Below are 24,016 nucleotides of genomic sequence, written 5' to 3' on the forward strand. Positions count from 1 at the left end.
CGAGTAAGGAGCTTTTTTCTTTGTTTTCCAGTAAGGATATGGAATTCATTCATCTATTCCGGGGGAATGTGCAGGGCATTATGGTCGGCAAAAATACTATTCTGACGGACAATCCCTTTCTTACTAATCGGTATGAGGAGAACAAAAATCCAATCCGGATCATTCCGACGACCACCTTGGATATTCCGCTGGATAGCAATGTGCTCTCGGATGAGGGGAGGACGATTATTGTCACAACCGAGAAAGGGCGGGATGAATATAAAATCAAGCAAATCCGGGAAAGAGGGAAGGAGTGCCTCATCTGCGGTGAGGATAAAGTCGATTTCGTGGAGCTTGAACGTCAGTTGGAAGACAACTTTGGCATTACCAGCTTGATGGTCGAGGGCGGCGGCTTTTTGAACTGGCATATCTTCAATCAAGACATCGTCGATGAAATTATTCTGATGCAGCTCCCGATCATCATAGGCGGTTCCACGAACATTACTTTAGTGGATGGAGACGGGTATCAGCAATTATGCTTTGCGAAAAAGTTCAAGGTTGTAGAAATTCAGCCAAAAGATAATTATACGCTCATGCGCTACAAAAAAGTGATATAACCTCACACAAAGTCATAGACTGCGAATGGCTATGGACGCTGTAAAATCGAGAATATGGGGGTTGTGAACGATTCATGTCAGAGAAAGAGAACTTCTACAAAAGTGTGTATAAAATCGCTGTGCCCGTTACGCTTCAAAGCTTACTGATGGCATTGCTCAATTTGACGGATCAATTGATGGTCGGGCAGCTTGGAGATGTGGCGATTGCCTCGGTGGGGATGTCCACCAAAATATATGGGATCATCGCGGTTGTCTTGGCTGGTTTATCGACGGGTGTATCCATTTATGCAGCCCAGTTTTGGGGGAACAAAGATTCCAAAAGTGTCTCCCAGGTGCTTGGCCTTGGACTGATCGTCGGCTTCGCGTTCTCGTTCTTATTCTCTGCAGCGGTCTTCATCGATTCGCCGCTTTTTCTGAGCATGTTCACGACAGATGCGAATGTAATAGATAATGGGTATATTTTCCTTCAGATCATGTCGATCGGCTTTGTACCTGTCATGCTCACGATGATGTATTCCGCGATTTTGCGTAGTACGGGGCATGCCAAATGGCCGATGTATGTAAGCTTAATTGCTGTTGTTTTGAATATTATACTGAATTACGTACTTATTTTCGGGAACTTCGGTGCTCCAGCGCTTGGTCTGAAGGGCGCGGCTATGGCTACCCTTATTTCCAGGGTGGTAGAATGTTTGTTGATTATTGGTGCCGTGTACCAATATCGTTTACCGGGCGCTGTTGGGCTAAAGAACTTGTTCATCATTCCTAAACCGCTCATCCGCAAGTTTTTTGGAACGACGTATCCGCTGCTGCTGACTGAATTGATCTGGGTATTGGGTGAAACGGCATATGCGATTATCTATAGCCGCATGGGGACGATGGAGATGACGGCGATGACCATTACCTTCCCATTGCAAGGGCTTTGCATCGGCTTATTGTCCGGTCTGGCTAGTGCGGCTGGGGTATTGGTTGGCAACCGTTTGGGTGCGAACGAAACGGACATCGCACTCGATCATGCGAAAAAATTCATTCGTCTTGGCATTATCATCTCTCTAATTGTCGGGGTTATCATTGCGGCAGGCTCGAAGCTGTATGTCTCCGCATTCAATATCTCCGAGGATGCTAAACAGATGAGCATATATATCGTTATCGTATTCGCTGGATTTCTTTGGGCCAAAGTTTCCAATATGATCATAGCAGGCGGTATTCTAAACAGTGGGGGAGACAGCAAGTTCGTGTTTAGCATGGAATCGACCGCGACATGGCTGATAGGTGTCCCCTCCGGGTTGTTGCTATCATACGTCTGGAAGCAGCCTGTCTACCTTGTATATCTCGTCATATCACTTGAGGAGGTTGTCCGTTTTGGGTTCGGTTACGCCCGGATTTACTCCCGGAAGTGGATGAGGAATTTAGTTAACGATTTGGCTGAAAAAGCGATGTAAGGTCAAGGCACATAAAAGTAAACACACATCCGGGCTGTGGATTGCTCAAGGCTTCCGTGTATTCCCGCCTAAGGGAAAGTCACGGGAGTCTTTTTGTAACTAATGATATGATTGTCGTATGGGGTGGCTTTGAACGGGCGATAATTAATTAAACGAGTCTAGTCAGAAAGGAACTGCTATGCAAGAGACTTCTAGAAACCATAGATTTAATTATTTTTTTGAAATGATTCTCTACCTCATTTGCGGAGTATCAATTGTTTATTTTGGCCTGAATGGAAATTATGATAAAACATTTCAAGCGGCCCTTATCATTCTGGTCCTGTTACTCTTTAAGGGCTTAATCACAAGGACCAACAGCGAACTGCCTCCCGTACTTCAATTTTCGGTGCTGGTCTTTATCACAATCACGATGATGCTCGCCAATTTATTCAATTTGTATGGTGTCATCCCTTACTTAGATAAGATTGAACATCTGCTGTCTGGAATTATTTTATTCTTCGTAGGACGATTCATCTTGTTCAAGTTGGCTAAGCGTAAAGAGCTGGGCGGTCTGCCTTCTAACATCATCACTTGGTTCGCGTTCCTGTTTGCTGTTGCAATGGCTGGAATGTGGGAGATTTATGAGTTTACGGTGGATCATCTCTTTGAGCTTCATTCGCAAAATGGTAGTTTGACCGATACGATGATGGATATGATTTGCGGAACATTGGGCGCTCTCGTCGCTTCCTTCTATTTATTCGTAAAAGCACGCAGAAAAACGTAGCTTTGATCAACGTTAATTTTCACGTTCACTAGGAGACTTCTTAGGAATTCTAATCTGAAAAATGGTTTCCGTCACGGCTTCGTCCAGCAATTGCACGCTGCCATGGTGCAATTCCGCGATTTCCTTGACGATCGAGAGCCCGAGGCCGAGCCCTTCGCCTTTTCTTCCACCGTCGGCGCGGTAGAAACGCTCGAAGATATGCTCGCGATCCTTCAGGGCGATACCTTTACCCCGGTTTTTGACCGTGAGAGCCACTTCCTCTTGTTCCTCCGTTAGTCCAATTCCCAGATAATGTCCCTCTTCACCGTAACGAACGGCATTGTCCAGCAAGTTGCGCAAAGCACGTTCGATTAGCGGTGCGTCGATCATGACCTCGACATCTGTATCTTGGATGTCTGCCTCCACCACGATGTTCTTATCGTCCAGGAATAAGAGGTACTCGGCTGCGATCTTTCGCATTAATTCCGACAGATTATGCGGAGCGAGCTGAAGCCGAAGTAGATGCTCTTCTTGACGGGTAATGTCAAGTAATTGATCAAGCAGCTTATCCATGTAGCGAGAGCGCTGCAGGATGATTTTGGCCCCGGACTGAAGCTCGTTCTCATTCTTGTACGCACCGGTTCGGATCATTTCGGCATAACCCAAAATCATAGTTAATGGCGTTCGCAAATCGTGAGACAGGTCAGATAAGAGCAGTCTTCGCCGATGTTCTAACTGTTCGATGTGGGCAGACTGGCTCTGGATACGCTTTGCCATTGAATTGTAGTGCTGAGTCAGCTGAGCAATCTCGTCCCTCGACTTATCCTCCAGCACGATGATATCGCGTCGGATTCCAACTTGGTTCAGCGCGTTGTTCAGTTTTGTAATGCGACGATCGGTGGAAGAGAAAAACCATAAGGAAAGGAGATAGGGTAGCAACAACGCCAGTAACAGAGGTAAAATAAATGTTAGTAAAGCCTTATACGTTCGGAGAAAAAAATATATTTGTCCAGATGTCATGTCTTCGCTGGATAAACTCAATAACATGTAATAGGATCGATGATCATGGGCAACGGAATAAGTGAGAGTGATCGGAGTATTTTCACCCCAAAGATTATTTGGCATATGGTCAACACGGTCGGCTAATTTGCGGAAGTCGTAGGAATTATTCTCGCCGGCGGAATCATACAGCGTCGACCCGTCCTCAGCCAGCCACTCTAGGCGGATCTTGGAATGCGGGCGTAGTACTTCTTCCAGAAGGGGTTGAACCTCTGGTCCCGAGTAGGCGTCTTGCCGTTGTATAGCCGCAAGTGCTTCATGTGAGATGGCGTTTAACGTCTTCAGATCATATCCTGGGGTCCAAGTCTTCCCGGTCATTAGGGTAATCGTAATAAACAAGACGATACTTCCTGCGGCACTGGATAGCATCATCAGCCATAGCTTAGTTCGTCTCTTCATCGTCCGTCACCTGAGAGGCGGTAGCCGATGCCGCGAATGGTATGAAGATTAGATTGGGACCCGGGTGCGCTTTCAAGTATTTTTCGGATGCGGCTGATGAAGACGCTGAGGTTGTTGGCGTCATAGTTTTCATGCTGCCAAACTTGCTTGTATATTTCTCCTTTTGTTAGTACGCGGTCAGGATTGAGCATGAACACTTGCAGTAGATGGCATTCGACAGGAGTCAGTCCATGTTGTTGCCCATCATTATGTAGTACATAATTGTCGATATCCAGAATAAGCTTATTCAATTGAATCACATGGGGCCGGCTAAATGTCTCGGGATGGCGCCTGCGGAAATGGGCCTGTATCCGCGCCAGCAGTTCCATTGGACTGAAAGGCTTGGTCATATAATCGTCGGCTCCCAGTCCAAGCGCATCAATTCTGTCCTCCACCTCTCTTCTCGCACTAAGCGCAATAACCAGCGTTTCCGGACGATGTTCCCGCAAGTAGCGTAGAACTTCGAAACCGTTACCGTCGTCCATCATGATGTCCAGAACGATCAGTGAGAAAGGCTGCGTTTGTAGCTGTAGAATTGCCTGCCGCCCAGACTCCGCTTCGGAGATGTCCCATCCCGCACGTTCCAGATGTAAGCGAATAAGCTCACGAATGTCGGGTTCATCATCGACGATCAGAATCCGGTCCATGTTTTCATCACTCTCCATTCTTCGCTAAATATGTTTTCATTATTATAGTAAGATTCGATAAAATTAGATTAGAATATCATTTGGAGATTTTAATAAGTAGAAGTCGGTTCTTAGATAAACATATAATGGGTACATTGAAAAGGACAAAAGAGGGAGCTACATACATCGTAACTAAGGTCATAACTGAGGAGTGGTAGGCATGGCACGTGTCTTATTTATTAATGCTGGATCAGAGGGACATATCAATCCAACGATTGGTGTTGTACAGGAGCTTATATCTCGTGGAGAAGAGGTAATGTACTTCACTATAGAAGCTTTTCGGGAGCGTATGGAGGAGACAGGTGCTATAGTACGGACATTGGACGCTCAACAATTTGTAAAGGCCTTTATTTCAGGTGGAAGGGATTATCTGCTTGAAAGAGTCAATGGGCTTTTACTTACGGCGGATATCGTTATACCAAGCGTTCTTGAACAGATCAAAGGGGAGCATTTCGATTACATCATCCATGATTCGATGTTTGGTTGTGGACGTTTACTGGCTCAAATTCTTATTCTTCCTGCAATCAACTCTTGTACTTCTTTTGCACAGACTAAGGAATCATTTGATCAAATCATGGAACGATTCTACACAGAAGCCCCTGCAGAAATAGTAAAAGCTGTAGACGATAGATTTCAAAGTCTGACCTTAAAAATAAAGGAACAATACGGTGTACAGATTCACTCTCCTTATGAAGTGTTCTGTAATCCTGCACCACTTACCATCGTGTATACGACAAGGGAGTTTCAACCTTATGGAGAAGCCTTCGACCCATCATATAAATTCGTTGGTCCTTCCATCTCTTCACGATTAACGTCAGATCATTTTGAATTTTCTGCAATCAAGGGGAAGGACCTAATTTACATTTCAATGGGTACGGTCTTCAACCAAGCAAGTGATTTCTATAAGCTTTGTTTTGAGGCATTCGGGAATACGGATCATACGATTGTTATGTCCATTGGGAACAAAGTGCAAATCTATGATTTGGGAGAAATTCCTCACAACTTCATAGTTAAAAACTATGTTCCACAGACGGATATATTACAGTACACAAAAATATTCATTACGCATGGTGGAATGAATAGTGCGCATGAGGGTCTCTACTATGGGGTTCCGCTAATTGTAATCCCACAAAGTGCGGATCAGCCGATCATTGCGGAGCAAGTCGTCAATCTTGGAGCGGGCATTAAATTACAAATGCAAGGATTAACTGCAACTGAACTGCGTGAAGCTGTAGAGCGTGTGCTCACCCTTCCGTCATTCCCAAAAGCTGTTGCAACGACTAAAGATTCTTTTCGAACATCGGGTGGAGCTCATCAAGCTGTTGATGAGATTTTCGAATGGAAGTGTCAATATCTTGGTTAGTGTGCATGGCCATCCGTTGAAGGATGGCCATATTTGTTTAACTTTCGAGACAAGCCTATCGCGTACTCTCCACATAATTTAAAATAGCGTCTCTCAACTCAAACTCATACGTCAAACCATTCACAAGTCCTACCACATGATTGCTGTCATACAGATCAAGCATGAAGCCAGCCATTTCCTTTGCGGTATGGAATTTCCGCACAGCGCCGTGATATTCGAAGTTCGTGACATCAAAAGCACGCTTCGCGAATTCTGTTTCTGTTGCGGCAGGTGCCAACACTTTAGCCTGCATAGGTGCACCTTGACTCTTTAATTCATGAGATAGTCCTTCGGTAAATGCACTTACATAAAACTTGGTCGCGCAGTAGGTTATAGCATTGCCCACAAGGGTGTAGCCGCCGCCAGATGAAACGTTGATTAATTGCGTTCCTTCAACAGTAGAATAGTCACGAACGAAAAGAGAGGAGAGTATGGTTAACGCTTCTATGTTCAGATGTAGCATTGTAGTTATTTTATTTAAGTCTTGCTCGGCTACTGAAGCGAAGTTCCCAAATCCGGCATTGTTGATCCAGGTTTCGATGGCATATCCTTGCAGGCCCTCATACAACGTATAAGCATTCTCGATAACGGATAAGTCAGCCGTTTGAATGACGACCTCTACATTCGGTTGAATCCGGGCAATTTCAGACTGTAATTCCTCCAGCTGTTCCTTTCTGCGGGCCACAAGGATTAAGTTTTTTCCACGAGAAGCAAAAGCTAGGGCTGTTTCATAACCTATCCCTGAACTAGCGCCGGTAATTACAGTGTATTTCATGTGAATGCCTCCTATTTTTTCTACGAGAATGTAATTCGATCTTAAAGCGATTTGATTATATAGGTTAGAGTTTACTCTAAGGCAAATGTTTTTTATAATCAGGGTGACTTACAAAATAAAATAGAGTAGAGGATATGCATGTACACGATTAGCGAGGTATCCAAGTTATTGGGGATAACCACATATACACTGAGATATTATGAAAAAGAAGAGATCGTTGCTCCGATACGAAATGCCAATGGGGAAAGGGTATATGATGATACTCATCTTGCTTGGCTGCGATTTGTGCTGAGGTTAAAGCAAACCCAAATGCCCATCTCACAAATCAGGCAATATGCCCAGTTATATTTAGAAGGAGAACATACAAGCCAAGCCCGCTTGAATCTTCTGGAGGATCATAGAAGCTCAGTTCAGGATCAAATCAGACATTTAACAGAGACAGAGAAGATGCTGAACGACAAAATTGCTAATTACAAGGTCTTCATTCGAAAAGGGAATACACTGGATTTGTCTATGGATGACTAGTAGTACAATTACGTTTTATCCATGCAAAAGGGGAGTACCTCAGGCCTTACGGCCAACAGGTACTCCCCTTTTCCTCCTAAATATGGATCTGTTGCTGCGATAACGATTATTATTTCAAAGGAATTTTGATCTCCAGTTGTTTGTTGTAATTCTTAACTACATTGCCTTTGGCATCTACTTTATAAGCCCCGGCAGTGCCTTTTTCAAATACCGCTTGATAAGGTCTGATAATGAGATATTCTGCGGCCGGGCGAAGCGCCTCGAACAATAAATCTTCAGAAACAGTATTCTGGGTTGTTGCAACAGATTCCCGTGCAATATATTCTAATTCGTTTCCCAGATTATCATAAATATCATATCCTAAAGCCTGTGCTTGGGTAGCAACACCTTTCACTGCTAAAGCAATGCGCACAGAAGTCTCTCTCACAGCAACATGATTGGTTTTGATTTCAAATTGGTTGTCTTTCTTTAAAGCGGGTAGCTGAATGTTACGCGCTACTCCTGCTTGCTTGAGAGAAAACTTTAGTACATACGGATCTTCGATTCCGTTAAGCTTCACATGGATGCTCAATTCAGAGGAAGCTAGGCTTGCCTTTTGCTGTTCAGTTAGCCATCCGGTCTGCAATACAACAACCGCCTTGTTGGCGTCAGCATCACTGATCCAGCGTGGTGATTGTAAATCAATCCCTCCTGGTCCAGAGATCTTGGCGTCTATCCCCACAATGGTTCCTTCTGCCAGATAAGTTTCACCTTTCTCATTCAAGGTTACTCCTGCGAGCATTCCTGAGAACAGGGATCCCTCACGGTTCAGATCGATCTTAATATAATTACCGTCAAACTGTGCACTGCCCTTTAAAGTAAGCTGATCGTGTGAATCGGCGACTTTTGTTGTATTCAGGGAAGCTTCAGCGGCGGTTTGAACACTGGCTGCTTGGGTTAGCGCCGGCATTCCCAACGCTCCAAGGCATACAGCAGCACTTAAAATTACAGACAGTTTCGTAGTCATTTTCTTCATGAAATCCATCTCCTTAGTTTTTATTTAACTAGCACGTTTATTTCCAGACCGTCGATATAATGCTTCATAGGATTTCCAGCATGGTCTATTTTGAATGCGCCACTCTTACTTTTTGGGTCCTCGAACTCATAAAGATAGCCACGGATTGTGAGCATATTGGGATGTTTCTCGAACGGCTCTACAAGCAGATTCAGATCCCGCGATCTATTGGAAGACAGGAGTGCTTTTTGTGATATATTTTGCAGAACCATCCCCTGTTCGTCCATCACTTCAAAGCCAAATGTATTAAAATCTGCGTAATCGCCGCCAGTCTCTTGTTCAAGCTTAAGCAACAGACGTGTGGTTAATGGGCTATATTCCAGCTTTTGCAGCGTCAGACTCCATTCCTTTGCTTGTGCACGTATATCAGGTACGGCAATACTATTTTCTGTGACCTTCCGTGCAGGAATCTCTAGAATATATGGTGTATCTATACCGTTTAAGAGAAGGGTTACAGTCAGTACAAATTGATCAGGAAAAGGCTTGGTGATCCCCAAATTCGAAGCATCCACCAGTTCAAAAATAGCTGTATTCTGCTCCTTGCCTTCCATCCAGGATAGAAAAGGAACAGCTTCCCAACGACCATCTGAGAATTGCTCCATTGAAACCCCATCGATCAATACTTCTGCTGACATTATCGAACCTTTCCCTAGAAAAGGTTTGCCATCTGCTCCAATCGTCACCCCGGCAAGCTTACCGTCCAGCCCTTCTCCCTCACGTTTCACTGAGAATGCCAATCGGTTGCCATCAAATACTGCTTCTTCGGCAGACAAGGTGATTCCATCATGCGTATCACTGCTATTCGGTCGGGTGATCAGACCCAGACGCTGAGCGGCCTGCAATCCTATATCATCTGCCCTTTCAAAAATCCCACCAATCAATGGAAGCTGCTTGAGCGCATTGGCCAATGTTGGCGGATAGACGGCCGTTAGCATAACACTTAGCACTATCGCTGCAGATACAGCAGCTGCGATTTTTGGATATATCCGTTTTTTCTTTTCCTTTTTCACAGGATCCTGGACAATTGTGGCGAGCGATGCATAAATGGAATCCTGCCGCGACCGCAGTAAAGGAGGAAGCTCCTGTGCATTAGCCTTTCCTAGCTCCCTGATCTGCTTCTCTAAATGGTTATTATTCATTAGCAAGACCCTCCTCCCGCACAGGATGTATCTGTTTGGACAACAATCTCCGTGCGCGATGAAGTCGTGCCCTGACCGCTCCCTCGGAGATGTCGAGCACATCTGCAATCTGCTTAATGGATAAATCGTCATAATAAAAAAGCATGATAGCAAGCCGCAGGGATTCGTCCAACTGATTAATGAAGCTTTGCAGGTCTACGTTGCCTGAATCTTCAAAATGCACATAGGAACCGACCGGTTCTTCGGGAATCTCCGCCACAGCTATAGTTCGCTCTCGCATACGAAGTAACTGATTGCATTCATTAATCAGGATGCGTATAACCCACGTTTTAAAAAACTTAGGCTGTTTAAGGTTGGTGAGCCCTTTATACACCTTCAGTGTCGTTTCTTGAAGAGCATCCGCGCAATCTTCATCTTTTAGCAGAATGGTTTTGGCTAATCTGTACAACTGGGATTCCAGTTGCCTGAAAAGACGGGTAAACGCCTCGTGGTCGCCTTTCTGCGCTTTTTTGATATCCAGTTCGTTTTCCAGCAAATGATTGTTCCTCCTTGAGGGCCCTCTGTATGATTAGATGGAGAAGGCATACAAAAAGTTATATTTGGATAAAAAAATCTAAAATCTATTTAATATCATCTATTCCAGAATAATGGAAAATGAAGATTAAAGCCTATAAAGCTTGCTTAAGCATACAAAATGTTATCTTTTCATCCGTTACTAAATATTTTAACTATTGGTATATTGATTTGTAAGTGCTTACATAAATCAGAACGCGCACATATGCATCTAAAAATTTAGAATGGAAGGTGATCAGAACGTGAGAGTTAATCAAAAGGGTATCTCTGCATTTTTAGCAGTGTTGTTGCTGCTAAGTTCATTCTCATTCAACATGAGGAGTGCTTTGGCTGCAGATTCGAACAGTTCTTTAATAGTAAATGGCGGTTTCGAGGACAATTTCTGGGAAGATGGATCATGGAGTGTCGATGCGGCAGATTGGGATCAGGTAGAAATTAAGCATTTTGCATATGCCGATGATACTTGGCTAAATCCAGCTGAAGGTGCTCATGCTTTTAAATATTGGATTAACAAAGTTGCTACTGGAAACCAGACCATCTCGCTTAAGCAGACCATAACGAACCTGCCTGCGGGAAGTTATGAGCTCTCAGTCAAGTCGATGGGCGGTACTGACAATGAAACGGGGAATGTTGAATTGTTTGCGGGTGACGAGAAGGCATCCGCTGTTGCTACCACTGGCTATAATGCTTGGGGAACACTCAACCTGAAATTTATCCTGAAGCAGGCTACTCCGAGTCTTGAGGTCGGTGCGAATATAAGCGGCGCTCCAAGCGCATATGGATTTTTGGACAGCTTTGAATTGAAACAAGTGAGTACGGATACGACCCTGCCGGTGCCCGCAGATATTTTTGTGAAGAAGGTGGAAGGACTTCAGCCTGATTTTATTAAGGGCGTGGACATCTCCAGTATTATTTCTTTAGAGAATAGCGGAGTCAAATTTTATAATGAAGGCGGAGCTGAGCAGGATATATTTCAAACCGTACATGAAGCCGGGGTTAATTACGTTCGGGTACGGATATGGAATAATCCTTTTGATACAGCTGGAAAAGGTTATGGTGGGGGCAATAATGATCTGGCAACCGCGATTGAAATTGGGAAAAGGGCGACCGCAAACGGCATGAAGCTGCTAGTGGACTTCCATTATTCCGACTTTTGGGCCGATCCAGCCAAGCAGCATACGCCGAAGGCATGGGCCAATTTGAGTTTTGAAGATAAGAAGACTGCACTTTACGAATATACCAAAGTAAGTCTGCAAGCCCTGCTTAATGCAGGAATTGATATTGGTATGGTTCAGGTAGGCAATGAAACGAATGGACAATTCGTTGGTGAATCTAATTGGACGAAGATGAGCCAATTGTTCAATGAGGGAAGTAAAGCCATTCGGGAGATCAATCCGAATATTCTGGTTGCTCTGCATTTTACAAATCCGGAGTCGGCAGGCAGATATACCACTATAGCGAAGAATTTGCAAGATAACAATGTAGACTATGATGTGTTTGCAAGTTCTTATTATCCATTCTGGCACGGTACATTAAGCAATTTGACAGCTGTGTTGAAGCAAGTGGCTGATACTTATGGAAAAAAAGTAATGGTAGCAGAAACCTCTTACGCGTATACCGCTGAGGATGGGGATGGACACGGAAATACAGCACCGCAAAGCTCAGGTCAAACCTTAAACTATCCTATAAGCGTTCAAGGTCAGGCCACTTCGGTTAGAGATGTAATTGCAGCGGTTGCGAATGTGGGTAAAGCGGGAATTGGCGTGTTTTATTGGGAGCCTGCATGGCTTCCGGTAGGTTCGAAAGACAATCTGGAGCAGAATAAGTTGATTTGGGAACAGTACGGTTCCGGTTGGGCATCCAGCTACGCGAAGGAATATGACCCTGATGATGCAGGGGAATGGTATGGCGGAAGTGCCGTTGATAACCAGGCTTTGTTTGATTTTAACGGACATCCGCTTGCCTCGCTGAATGTGTTCAAATATGTGAATACAGGCGCAGTGGCCCCTATTGCTGTAGATGAAATTAAGGATGTTTCGATAACGGCGATTGCTGGGGAGCCCATTCATCTGCCAACAGAGGTAAGTGTTACTTACAATGATGGAAGTTCCGGCAAGATGTCAGTCGTTTGGGATCAAGTTGCGCTTGAGCAAGCCATTAGTAAGGGCGCGGGCAGCTATGTGATCGGTGGAACGGTGGAAGGCGGTCAGGTGGTAAAGGCTTTTCTAGTTATTAAAAAAGAGAACTTTATCGTCAACGCAGGCTTTGAAAATAGTGATAGAAGCATGTGGAAAATCACCTATGCTGACGTTAATGCTCCACATACAGACTACCAAAATAAAGTTACTGATGCCAAAACAGGCAACTATTCACTACATTTCTACTCTGCGAAAGCAGTGGATTTTAGAGTAGAGCAGACTATTTCTGGTCTGAAGCCGGGATATTATAATCTTTCGATGTTTATTCAAGGGGGAGATGCTGCCAACCCCAATATGAATCTATTTGCTGTAACGGATGGTAAGGAAGTGAAAGTAAACACCGGTGTGAAAGGATGGGCACAGTGGAATAATCCTGAGATCCAGGATATTCTCGTTACCGATGGAACCCTTACAATCGGAGCTAATATCAAAGCAGATGGCGGCGCATGGGGATCGATTGATGATTTCTATCTAAGCTTTGTCAAAGGTATTGAGGAATCTGCTATTGTTGATACGAATGCAGAAGTACAAAATATCACATCTATGACAGCTACAGTTGGAGGAAACATCACTTCGGACGGTGGTGCTACGGTTACAGAGCGCGGAATGGTATATTCTACTAGTGCCAATCCGACAATTGAGGATGGTAAGGCTATAGCTGAATCAGGTGGAACAGGAGCCTTTTTAGTAAGTCTTACAGGACTTCAGTCTGGATCTACCTATCATGTACGTGCCTATGCTGTGAATGGAGTCGGAGTAAGCTACGGACAAGAGATTACGTTTACAACATTAAGTTCCAGTGCAAGCTTGAACAGCTTGAATTTGAGTGGGATAATATTGGATCAAACAGTGAGCGGAAGTGTATACGATTATACAGCGAATGTACCGTATTCCTTATCTAACTTCACAGTAACGGCAACGGCCAGTGATGCGGTTTATGGCACCTTGACAGCGAATATGTACAATAGTGCCAATACGCTTGTGGCGGGTCCGATAAGTTTGGCAAGTGGGGCTACCAGCATAGAGCTTCCTCTTGAAGTCGGTAGTAATAAATTGGAGTTATTCGTAATTGCCCAAGATGGTACAGGTACGAGATATACAGCAATGATAACGAGAGCTGTGCAAGATAACGGTTCTGATGGCAATGGAAACGGCGGTAATGATGGTGGTAGTACCTCTAATCTATTACTTCCGGTTATCTCCTCCAATGGGAAACTGACGCTTCCTGCAGGTCAAGCGGGCGAAGTCAGACTGGATAATGGGCTTGTTATTTCTATTCCAGCTAATGCTTCAGGCAAGCAGTTGGTATTAACGATTGAGAAAGTGCTCCAAACAGAGAGTCTTCTCAGCAATCATGAGATTTTCGTAAGCCCGATCTATGAAGTTCTAAAAAACTTCGCGGAGAACTTTAGTAAACCAGTCACGATAACCTTTGTGTTCGACTCAGGACAAGTGAAGAGCGGTCAAACTGTAGCGATCTTTTATTATGATGAAGTGAAGAAGAGCTGGGTGAAAGTTAATGGCGGCAAAATAGATGGAAATCGTATTGCTGCAGATGTGGAGCACTTTACGAAGTTTGCTGTACTCGTAGTGGATCAAGCGACTGGATTACCAGTAACAAATGCATCTACTGAACCGACAATAGAGGCTCAATTTAGCGATATCTCGGGACATTGGGCACAGGCTAATATTAAGAAAGCGGTGAGCGAAGGGATCGTCAAGGGTTATACCGACGGAACGTTCAAGCCGAATGCTGCGGTGACACGCGCTGAATTTGCGGTGATGCTGATGAATGCGCTGAAGCCTACTGGAAACGGTGTGGAACTGGGCTTCACAGATACAATCCCTGCTTGGGCCGAGAAGTCCATTGCACAAGCCTTAGAGGCGAAGATTATACGCGGCTATGAGGATGTTACCTTCCGTCCGGCAGCGAGCATAACACGTGCAGAGCTTGCGGTAATGATCGCTAGAGCAGCAGGAGTAGATTTAACAACGGCGGCATCAACAGGCTTTGCTGATGATAGCCAAATTCCTGCATGGGCAAAGGATGCGGTTGCAGCCGTTAAGAAATCAGGCATTGTGAGCGGACGTAACGGCAATGTATTTGCACCAAATGAGACAGCAACAAGAGCAGAGGCAGTGACCATCATCATGAATTTATTGCAAACTAAATAGTAAGCTTACTTGAGTAAGAAAATAGACCGTCCGAGGGACGGTCTATTTTCTATGTACGCCCAAGCTAGGCATTCAAAAAAGAAGAACCAGCAGAGTCTGCTGGTTCTTCTAACTTATATATATAATTTGCATGCAAGAAAAGTTCATGATATTATAAGATAATCACTGTTTATTTATCTTTTTTGAGCATAAATATAACATCTTATCTACACTATTATAATACCATGTGGATTAACAGTTTGTCAAATTTTAATTTTTGCTTCTTTATAACAAGACTGAAAAGGAGCGTGTTCGTGAAGATGGTAAACGTAATGGATTGGCAGCAAGAACAAGATCGGCTTGATTTGGTTACGGAAAAGCTGCGATCAAGAATCGCAGCACTAGAACCAGAAGTGACTGGGTTACGTGATCAAGTGGTGGACATTCGCAAGCGGTTTTGGGAAGAAGTCACGGTCAATACGAGCACCGACGAAGATTTCGAAGAGACCTTCTACAGTATAAAGCAGCAAGAAGCGTTGTTATCCGAGCGGGAGCGCAGCCACCGGCAACGGGTGCAGCGTTTTAAGAATATGCAACGGCTACTGCCGTCTCCCTATTTAGGACGAATGGATTTTCAAGAAGACGGTTTGAGCTTGAGTGAGAAAATTTATATCGGAGTGGCTTCTTTCGTTGATGCAGACGGTGTGGACTTTCTGGTGTATGACTGGCGAACGCCTATTGCAAGCATGTACTATGATCATTCCCCAGGGCCATCTACTTACGAAACGCCGGGAGGACAGATTACTGGTAAGATGATGCTGAAGCGACAATATCAGATCCGTTCCGGTCAGCTCCAGAATGTGTTCGATACGAGCTTAACGATAGGGGACGAATTGCTGCAGCAGGTGCTTGGTAAAGGCGCAGATTCACAAATGAAGAGCATTGTGGCGACCATCCAGAAGGAACAGAACGCCATCATCCGTAATGACAAAAGCCGTATGCTTATTGTGCAGGGAGCGGCTGGCAGCGGCAAAACGTCCGCAGCGCTGCAACGGGTAGCCTATTTATTATACAAACACCGCGATAGGCTCAAGGCGGATCAGATCGTTCTTTTTTCGCCAAATCCGATGTTTAACAGTTATGTATCGACGGTGCTTCCTGAGCTCGGCGAAGAGAATATGCAGCAAACGACCTTTCAGGAGTACCTTGCCTATTGGCTCGGATCCACAATGAATTTAGAGGGCCCCTTCGAGCAGATTGAATATGTACTGACATCACAATCCTCACAGGGGTATGAAGCACGGTTAACGGGGATGCAATATAAGGCTTCAGAGGCTTTCCTGCATGCTCTCCAAAGCTACGCATTATGGTTAGGCAAAGATGGAATGCTGTTCCACAGTATCCGTTTCCGGGACCGCGAGTTGATTACTGCGGAGCAAATGAAGTCGCAATTTTATAGCTATGACAGCTCTATACGATTGGCTAATCGCGTCGCTTTACTACGTGAGTGGCTGCTGCGTGAGTTGACTAAGCTACAGCGTCAGGAAATGGAGGCACCCTGGGTTCAAGATGAGGTCGATTACCTCGACAATGATCAATATGCCGAAGCATACAGTGAGGTGCTTAAGAAGTACCGGCGAGAAGAGGCTGTCTTCGATTTTACGGAGCAGTATCTTGAAATCTATGGCGATTTTCGTACTCAGAAGGACGGGGAAGAGAATGTCTTTGATTTTAGTTCGCAGGAAGATGAGCTGCTGCGGGGCATGATCGTGAAGGAGCACTTCAAACCGCTGAGACGGGATGTCAAACGGTTAAAATTCATAGATATGATGGGATTATACGAGCAGTTATTTAGGGATGAAGCCACTTATCGGAATATGACGGGTGAGACCGAAGTACCTGATCAATGGCCAGAAATCTGTATGCAAACGAAAGAAAAGTTGAGCCATACCGAACTTTTTTATGAGGATGAAACCCCATTCCTGTATTTAAAAGAGCTTATCGAGGGTTCACGCACGAATACAATGGTGCGGCATTTATTTATTGATGAAGGACAGGATTATTCGCCGTTCCAATTCGCGTTTCTCAAGCAACTGTTTCCCCGCGCCAGCATGACAGTACTCGGCGATTTCAGTCAAGCGATATTCCCGCAAGCGACGAATTTGCAAGAGGTGGATTCTCCTTTGATCCGGCTTTATGGTGAAGAGGAAACGAACCTATTTCGTTTAATCCGAAGCTATCGTTCGACTCGTGAGATTGTGGAGTTTACGATGGCGCTGCTACCTAATGAAGAGATCGTACCTTTTGATAGGGGAGGCAAGAAGCCGCACCTATTGAAGGCTAGCAATGATGTGGAGCGGGCGGTGCGGATAAAAGAGGATCTTGCGGCGCTTATGGCTGAAGGTCTAGACTCCATCGCCATTATTACTAAGACTGCTGCGGAAAGCCGCGAAGCCTATGAAGCATTGCTTGCACAGGGGGGCGAGAATCTGCGGCTTATTACGAAGGAGACGCTCACCTTTGAGAAGGGAACGCTAATTATCCCTGCGTACCTTGCTAAGGGCGTAGAATTCGACGCCGTGCTAATTTACGATGCTTCTACGCAGACTTATCATCGGGAGAGTGAACGTAAACTCTTTTATACAGCTTGTACACGCGCGATGCATCGGCTTCTACTGTACACGACAGGCGATTGGTCGTACTTTATTCAAGCCTTGGATGCATCTTTGTATGAAGTAGTGTAATTAGACATATCAAAATCAACTTCTTCAAGAAATTCGATAACTTCTCCATTGGGGCTGTGAACGATCGCGTTCTTGATCAGAAGAGGCGGTTCACCAAGGGAAAGCGAATCTGGTTCTATAAAAGCCTTTGCTCCATGAGCAAGGGCTTTTTGGTATATCTCATCCACATTATCTACGTAAAAAGCAAAATGTAGTAACGCTCCGTGTGCTACTTCCTCTTCAGACAAGGCTTTTTTCCCTTGGGCGGCAATGACTGCATCGTTATCAAAAATCTCTAAGCAAGTTCTTTGATCAGGTGAAATAAGCATCGAAGCTTCTTTGATTTGAAAGGAGGGCAGACTCCAATGATGACCTAACTTGAACCCTAAAACGTCGATATAAAATGAAATTGTTGCTTTATAATCTTTGGCTTGAATCGCTATATGTGCAAGGCCTTTTACGCTCATCTTTAATCGCTCCTATATCTAATGTACTATTTATTATAGTTGGATTAAAATAGGAGATACATATATAAGATAAGTGTTTTATACTGACATGGTTATTGAATATAAGGTATTTTAGACGAAAGAGTTTATTTTATTAAATAACGTTAGGAGGCGCTTGATATGGAGCATCTTATGGATGATATTGATAGAAAGATTATGCAATTATTACAGTACAATGCCCGAATGCCCATTTCACAAATCAGCAAAGAGGTTTCGATGTCACAACCATCCGTTAAAGAAAGAATCATTAAGTTGGAGGAAAGGAACATCATATCGGGGTATCATACAGCTTTTAATTTGCGGGATCTGAACCGAGGTACGACTACTTTTATTCTAATTAAAACAGAACATTGCCAAGAGCTCACCGATTTTTGTAACAATGCTATGGAAGTTACCGATTTGTTCCGCATTAGTGGAGAATATAATTATCTCATTAAGGTACAGACCTCAACGATTGAGGCGCTTGCTGAATTTCAAGATCACCTTATAAAGTTCGGGCCTTCCAAATCGCATATTAGCTTGAAAAATATTTTGGAGAACAGAGTGCTACTCTAAAGCAAAGTTTCCAAATACAAGATATAGTAACCGCTTTCTTTTCGTTGTAGAATGGGTCGAAATAGCAGTCGTATGGATACGTATATAAGGGAGCATGCGCATGGAGAGGAAACTGTCTAGTAAAAAGTATATTCCATTCACATACAAGATGATGATTCCGTATCTCATTCTTGTATTGCTGACAGATATGCTGGTAGGTTATATAGCCTATACAATGCTCGTAGAGTCCAGGACTGAAATGGCGGAAACGAATGTCCGGACCGCATTAAAGCAGACGAGGAACAACATCGAATACCAGACAGATGAAATCAAACGTATGACCAACTCGCTGTTTCTAAATACGAATTTTCAGAATGCCCTTCAGTTCAGGGGAGATCCTTTGGAAAATATGCTCAAAATGAGAGATGATATCGTTCCTTATATGAAAGCCCCTCTGCAATTGTATGGGAACAAGCTGAGACTTGCTCTTTTTACCGTCAATGAGACGATGCTTGAAATTACCGGGGATGATATGTCGACACCCATCGGTCGAAGTGATTATTATGTTCTTTCTGACCAGGTGATCGAGAATACGGAGTGGTTTAAGTCGATTGTTACGAATAATCAAGACAGTTTGTGGCTTCAAGCGGATACCGACCGGGAGCTGGGTAATATTTCATATTTCCGCAAGCTTGTTTCTTCCAAGGCAGCACCTGCTATTATCGGATATATTCGCGTTACGGCGAGGATTGATGAGCTATTTGGTAATTTTGATACTTTTCCGATTGAACAGGGGATTGAACTTCGTCTGTTGGATAGGGCTACAGGAATGACTTTGTATGAGCAGGGTGTTGCTGCTGAAGATACGAAACAAGATGCTTATTTAGTTATTAGTGAAGATATTCCGGTATCAAGCTATGTCATTGAGGCGCGCGTACCTCACTCTTATTTGAACAAAGATGCTAGTAGAATGCGGAAGGTGATTAGTACCGTTTGTTCCATCAGTTTTTTGGTGATGGCTATGATCGGTTTTCTAGTCGCACGTATATCTGGCAAGAAGATCAAGCGGATTGTGTATTTGGTCCGATCGTTTCAGGAGGGTAATTTTTATAAAAGAATCGGATTTCCGGGGAACGATGAATTTGTCTATATCGCTAATAGCTTCAACCAAATGGCGACCAGCATTCAGGAACTCATCCGGAACGTCTATGTGCAGGGCATTCAGAAAAAGCAAGCGGAGCTGGATGTGCTTCAAGCCCAGATCAGTCCGCATTTCCTGTACAATACGCTGTCGACCATCGGCAGTCTGGCCAATATGGGGGAAGTGGAGAAGGTTACGCAGATGGTGCAAGGCCTCTCCAAGTTTTATCGACTCACATTAAACGACGGGCATGTATATATTTCTCTTGAAAATGAGCTGGAGCAGGTGAGGATGTATCTGGAAATTCAGAGAGTGAAGTATGCGGACGCCTTTGAGGTTTATTATGATGTCGATCCGGAAATTTTACAGGTACCTATTATTAAGCTGATTTTGCAGCCATTTGTGGAGAATATATTCAAGCACGCCTGGTTCGGGGAGACCATTGCGATTCGTATTACTGGAAAGCGGCTGGGTGACCGCATCGAACTCAAGGTCATTGATAACGGGATCGGCATGCGTCCGGAGACGCTTCAAAACATGCGATCAAGCGCATATCAACCAGGCAGCTACGGTCTGAGAAATGTGGAAGAACGAATTAAACTGCGATACGGGAGCGATTTCGGCATTCAAATCGGCAGCTATTTTGGAGCGGGAACGACAGTTCAAATTATTTTACCGGTGGAAAATGCAGAAATCAGGGAAGTGATGGGGGAGTGAGGAGTATGGCGATGGAGATCAATGTTCTGCTGGTGGATGATGAAGTAATCGATTTGGAATGGCTTAGACGGCGTGTAGCCGGCAGTGATCATTTGTCTTTGCATAGCGTGAGAACGGCAACGAGCGGGTTTGCCGCACTGAAAATGATGGAGCAGCATCCTATTGATATCATTCTTTCTGATATCGGCATGCCGATTATGTCGGGCGTGGAATTTGCGCGGAAAGCGAAGGAGATTAACCCTGAGGTCCATATTCTTTTTATTAGCGGACACCAGGATTTCAATTATGCCAAGGAAGCGATTCAATTGAATGCATACAGTTATCTGCTTAAGCCTGTGGATGATGACGAGCTGAACGAGACGCTGACCGAACTCTGCGCCAAGATTGAGAAGGAGAGGACGCAGCGTACTTCCTTGTCGGAAACGCTGACGCTTGTTAATCAGGAGCTACTGCTGCGTTGGTTTAACGAGGCGGCACCGGGACAGGTTGAAACGCACATTCACAACGTCCTCACGCCATACTTACAAGGTGCATCGGCGGTTGCCATCATTGAGATCGACGACATGGCGCGAAAAATCCAAACCTGGACGGAAGAAGAGCGGAGTTTATGGAGCAGCACTGCCAATCAGTTTATCCGAAAGTTTGCTCAGGATCAAAATTTGGGCATGGTAATTACGACCTATGACGATCACTTTGTGATCCTTGCTGCGGTTCAGGAACAATATTTTACAGCTTTGCTGGAAGAGTTGATTCGGGCGTTCTATCAGGAGTTCTCCTGTTCGATTACGATCGGAAGAGGAATGTACACAACCGACCCGGTCAAGCTACATGATTCCTATCGGCAGGCGCAGGCCGCTTTAAGCATTAAATGGATCGTAGGGAAGAATAGGTTAATCCAAGATGCCTCGGAATGGTCTCCAAAGGAAAAGATGGCTTCGGACTTAGAGGTTATTGTGGATCGTATGCTTAAAGCTATGCTCGACTACGACCTTACCACTATTGATGATTGCTTGCTTCAACTATTTGCCGGAGACAGCCCGATCTCCCAGAAAAACGACATTTACGATATCATTATCCGGATCACCTCTAAGCTTCATGCTGATCTGCAGCAAATGAATGAGCATTTGTACGAGATTTTGAATTGGGATTCGCATCATCCTTTTGTGCTGTTTCAGTTCGAAACGGTGCATGATATCCTATCGTGGCTGAGAAGAAGATTCTTTGAACTGTCTGAGCTTCTTTATTTGAAACGCCAAAGGCAAAAACGTAAGTTAATTGATGAAATCACGGAGTATGTGAAAGAAAGATTAGATCAAAAAATAACGTTAAACGAGGTCGCCGCACATTTCGACTTTACCCCTAACTATCTGGGGCATCTGTTCAAGGTCGAAACCAATAGTCTCTTCAGCGATTTTCTAAGTGAATTACGTATGAAGCGGGTATGCGAGCTACTCGAGGATCCAACGAAGAAAGTATATGAGATTGCGGAACAAGCCGGATATAAGAACATTATTTATTTCAATAGGCAGTTCAAGCAGTATATGGGCATGTCGCCCGGCGAGTACCGGAAGAAAAATAAAATCTGAATCGATTTCTTATTGAGGAGGCTCGTGTTCTATATGGAACAGGGTCTTCTTTTTATCGAAATTGTTTATGAATCGTTGAATTAGTATTATGTTTAGTTGTTTCGCTGAATTATCTCACCGCCGCCGTCCTTTTATAATGAGAGATATAGAGAAGAAAGGGGTGCAAAGATGAAAGGGCATACATTTTGGAGCGATTTGAAAAACTACAGGGTTCTATTGCTGATGCTGGCTCCGGCGGTTGCTTTTTTTCTTTTGTTTGCCTATGTCCCGATGGCAGGCATTATTATTGCCTTTAAGCATTATGATTACGCGGGCGGTATTTTTGGAAGTGCCTGGAACGGGCTCGATAACTTCCGCTTTTTCTTTGAATCAGGGGATGCCTGGCGGGTTACACGAAATACAGCATTGTACAATATTGCATTTATCGTAGTGAATAACTCTTTGCAGATTTTTGCCGCGATCATGTTGTTTGAGGTTGGGGGCAAATGGTTCCGCAAAATTACGCAATCGGCGCTCTTTCTGCCTTATTTTATTTCATGGGTCGTTGTCGGCGCGATTGCCTATAACCTGCTCAATTATGATATTGGTACTGTGAACGCACTCCTTAGAGGACTCGGGCTAGAACCTATTGATATTTACAATACGCCTGCCTACTGGCCGTATATCCTGGTTCTCGTGTCCGCCTGGAAAGGCCTTGGATACGGAACAGTAATGTACTTGGCCGCGATTACGGGCATAGATACTGAACAGTATGAGGCGGCTGAAATCGATGGCGCCAATATTTTTCAGCGGATCCGGAAAGTAACGATTCCAAATTTGTATCCGACGATTATTATTCTGGTGCTATTGGCGGTCGGGAATATTTTCCGCGGTGATTTCGGGATGTTCTATAACATGATCGGCAACAACGGTTTGTTGTTCTCTTCGACAGATGTGATTGATACATTTGTGTTCAGGTCGCTGATTACTTCGAATGATATCGGCATGTCGGCTGCAGCTGGCGTTTTCCAGTCCGTTCTTGGCTTCGCAACGATCATGACTGTGAACTATGCTGTTCGTAAATACGATAAAGACCGCGCTTTATTCTAACCGCATCAGAGGTACAGTTTTCATAATGGAGGTAACGATATGAAGCAGCTCGATCGTAAAATATTCTCGGGTATTGGTTATGTATCCCTAATCGTTCTCGCAATTTTATGTATATTCCCGTTTGTACTTGTCGTCTCTTCATCACTGACGGAAGAGTCGAAAATATTAACAGAGGGCTATCAATTTATACCTACGGCCTTCTCAACAGAAGCCTACAGCATTTTGTTTAAGTATCCCGACCAGATGATTCAAGCCTATATGGTGACCATAGGCGTTACTATAATAGGCACATTGCTTGGCTTGTTTCTGACTTCGATGACGGCTTATGCGCTATCCAGAAAAGATTTTAAATGGCGCAATAAATTTTCGTTCTTCTTTTTCTTTACAACTTTATTTAATGGTGGTCTGGTTCCATGGTATCTGCTTATGGTCAATTACCTCCATATCAAAGATACACTGATGGCTTTAGTGATTCCGATGATGCTCAACGTCTTTTACATCATTGTTATGAAGTCGTTTATGGGCAGCATTCCGGAAGCAATAGTAGAATCGGCTAAAATTGACGGTGCAGGCGATTTTAAGATTTACGCCCGTTTAATCCTGCCTCTCTCTAAGCCGGCTCTAGCTACTATTGGTTTGTTTCTGGCTCTTGCCTATTGGAACGACTGGTACAATGCCCTTCTATTTATTTCCGATGAGAAGCTGATGCCGCTTCAATATTATTTGTACAAAATGCTTGGTAATATGGACGGCATGCGAAAAGCCATGATGGGTGCAGGAGCAGTTGTAACCACATCGATTCCAAGCGAGAGCTTGAAGATGGCAATGACGGTTGTAGCTACAGGTCCGATTCTGCTCGCTTATCCATTCGTTCAGAGATATTTCGTTCAAGGCTTGACGATTGGCGCTGTGAAAGGATGAACCCGGGGGAATCCGGTTT

Annotated in this window: 19 protein-coding genes; 12 read left to right on the forward strand and 7 right to left on the reverse strand. The window is 44.3% G+C overall.

Features of this window, described 5'->3' with window-relative positions:
- The 3 genes from CA598_RS02815 to CA598_RS02825 all read left to right on the forward strand — a co-directional run.
- Positions 1-596, forward strand: a 596-nt coding sequence (locus tag CA598_RS02815) for a RibD family protein (protein ID WP_094875282.1), incomplete at its 5' end; no start/stop codon positions are given.
- Positions 597-670: 74 nt separating this feature from the next.
- Complete coding sequence (locus CA598_RS02820; protein WP_094875284.1) at positions 671-2,035, forward strand: MATE family efflux transporter; 1,365 nt, start codon at positions 671-673, stop codon at positions 2,033-2,035.
- A 178-nt stretch (positions 2,036-2,213) separates the two neighbouring features.
- Entirely contained in the window at positions 2,214-2,798 is a 585-nt protein-coding gene (locus CA598_RS02825) for a DUF2238 domain-containing protein (protein WP_094868485.1), read from the forward strand.
- A gap of 12 nt (positions 2,799-2,810) precedes the next feature.
- Here CA598_RS02825 and CA598_RS02830 read toward each other — a convergent pair whose 3' ends face one another.
- Both CA598_RS02830 and CA598_RS02835 read right to left on the reverse strand, forming a co-directional pair.
- Entirely contained in the window at positions 2,811-4,235 is a 1,425-nt protein-coding gene (locus tag CA598_RS02830; protein ID WP_094875285.1) for a HAMP domain-containing sensor histidine kinase, read from the reverse strand.
- Positions 4,232-4,939, reverse strand: coding sequence for a response regulator transcription factor (locus tag CA598_RS02835; RefSeq protein ID WP_094868483.1), 708 nt, complete (start codon positions 4,937-4,939; stop codon positions 4,232-4,234). The genes CA598_RS02830 and CA598_RS02835 overlap by 4 nt, the downstream gene beginning before the upstream one ends.
- Positions 4,940-5,120: 181 nt before the next feature.
- Between CA598_RS02835 and CA598_RS02840 the strand changes: the two genes are divergently transcribed.
- Positions 5,121-6,323 (forward strand): macrolide family glycosyltransferase, encoded by a 1,203-nt coding sequence (locus tag CA598_RS02840; protein ID WP_094875287.1) that lies wholly within the window; start codon positions 5,121-5,123, stop codon positions 6,321-6,323.
- A 55-nt stretch (positions 6,324-6,378) separates the two neighbouring features.
- Here the strand turns inward: CA598_RS02840 and CA598_RS02845 are convergent, their stop codons facing one another.
- Positions 6,379-7,137, reverse strand: a complete 759-nt coding sequence (locus CA598_RS02845) for an SDR family NAD(P)-dependent oxidoreductase (RefSeq protein WP_094875289.1) — start codon at positions 7,135-7,137, stop codon at positions 6,379-6,381.
- 138 nt (positions 7,138-7,275) lie between these two features.
- Here CA598_RS02845 and CA598_RS02850 point away from each other — a divergent pair, with 138 nt between their 5' ends.
- Positions 7,276-7,662, forward strand: coding sequence for a MerR family transcriptional regulator (locus CA598_RS02850; protein WP_094868480.1), 387 nt, complete (start codon positions 7,276-7,278; stop codon positions 7,660-7,662).
- A 109-nt stretch (positions 7,663-7,771) separates the two neighbouring features.
- On the opposite strand, the gene CA598_RS02855 is transcribed toward CA598_RS02850, so the two are convergent.
- The 3 genes from CA598_RS02855 to CA598_RS02865 are packed head-to-tail and all read right to left on the reverse strand — an operon-like array spanning position 7,772 to position 10,390.
- Positions 7,772-8,677 (reverse strand): DUF5643 domain-containing protein, encoded by a 906-nt coding sequence (locus tag CA598_RS02855; RefSeq protein ID WP_094875291.1) that lies wholly within the window; start codon positions 8,675-8,677, stop codon positions 7,772-7,774.
- Positions 8,678-8,697: 20 nt separating this feature from the next.
- A complete protein-coding gene (locus CA598_RS02860) occupies positions 8,698-9,855 on the reverse strand; it encodes a DUF4179 domain-containing protein (protein WP_179283567.1) in 1,158 nt (385 codons plus the stop codon).
- A complete protein-coding gene (locus CA598_RS02865; RefSeq protein WP_256990332.1) occupies positions 9,848-10,390 on the reverse strand; it encodes a sigma-70 family RNA polymerase sigma factor in 543 nt (180 codons plus the stop codon). Before CA598_RS02865 ends, CA598_RS02860 begins: the two co-directional genes overlap by 8 nt.
- 352 nt (positions 10,391-10,742) lie before the next feature.
- Here CA598_RS02865 and CA598_RS02870 point away from each other — a divergent pair, with 352 nt between their 5' ends.
- Both CA598_RS02870 and helD read left to right on the forward strand, forming a co-directional pair.
- Positions 10,743-14,801, forward strand: a complete 4,059-nt coding sequence (locus tag CA598_RS02870) for a glycosyl hydrolase 53 family protein (protein WP_256990336.1) — start codon at positions 10,743-10,745, stop codon at positions 14,799-14,801.
- 299 nt (positions 14,802-15,100) lie between these two features.
- On the forward strand, positions 15,101-17,524 hold the full coding sequence (gene helD / locus CA598_RS02875; RefSeq protein WP_094875296.1) for an RNA polymerase recycling motor HelD: 2,424 nt from the start codon (positions 15,101-15,103) through the stop codon (positions 17,522-17,524).
- Here helD and CA598_RS02880 read toward each other — a convergent pair.
- Positions 17,488-17,970: a VOC family protein gene (locus CA598_RS02880; RefSeq protein ID WP_094868475.1), complete on the reverse strand. Its 483-nt coding sequence runs from the start codon at positions 17,968-17,970 to the stop codon at positions 17,488-17,490. The two genes, helD and CA598_RS02880, sit on opposite strands and share 37 nt — an antisense overlap.
- 159 nt (positions 17,971-18,129) lie before the next feature.
- Between CA598_RS02880 and CA598_RS02885 the strand changes: the two genes are divergently transcribed.
- From CA598_RS02885 to CA598_RS02905, 5 genes are all read left to right on the forward strand, one after another.
- Positions 18,130-18,564, forward strand: a complete 435-nt coding sequence (locus tag CA598_RS02885) for an Lrp/AsnC family transcriptional regulator (RefSeq protein ID WP_094875298.1) — start codon at positions 18,130-18,132, stop codon at positions 18,562-18,564.
- Positions 18,565-18,664: 100 nt separating this feature from the next.
- Positions 18,665-20,401, forward strand: coding sequence for a sensor histidine kinase (locus CA598_RS02890; protein ID WP_094868473.1), 1,737 nt, complete (start codon positions 18,665-18,667; stop codon positions 20,399-20,401).
- A gap of 11 nt (positions 20,402-20,412) precedes the next feature.
- Positions 20,413-21,987: a response regulator gene (locus tag CA598_RS02895; protein ID WP_094868503.1), complete on the forward strand. Its 1,575-nt coding sequence runs from the start codon at positions 20,413-20,415 to the stop codon at positions 21,985-21,987.
- 168 nt (positions 21,988-22,155) lie between these two features.
- A complete protein-coding gene (locus CA598_RS02900; protein WP_042192982.1) occupies positions 22,156-23,076 on the forward strand; it encodes an ABC transporter permease in 921 nt (306 codons plus the stop codon).
- A 39-nt stretch (positions 23,077-23,115) separates the two neighbouring features.
- The gene (locus tag CA598_RS02905) at positions 23,116-23,997 is read left to right on the forward strand and encodes a carbohydrate ABC transporter permease (protein ID WP_094875299.1); all 882 of its coding nucleotides are present in this window, start codon (positions 23,116-23,118) and stop codon (positions 23,995-23,997) included.
- Positions 23,998-24,016 lie beyond the last annotated feature (19 nt).

It is taken from the genome of Paenibacillus sp. VTT E-133291 (genome assembly GCF_002264395.1).
Taxonomy (GTDB): Bacteria; Bacillota; Bacilli; order Paenibacillales; family Paenibacillaceae; genus Paenibacillus_AQ; species Paenibacillus_AQ nitricinens.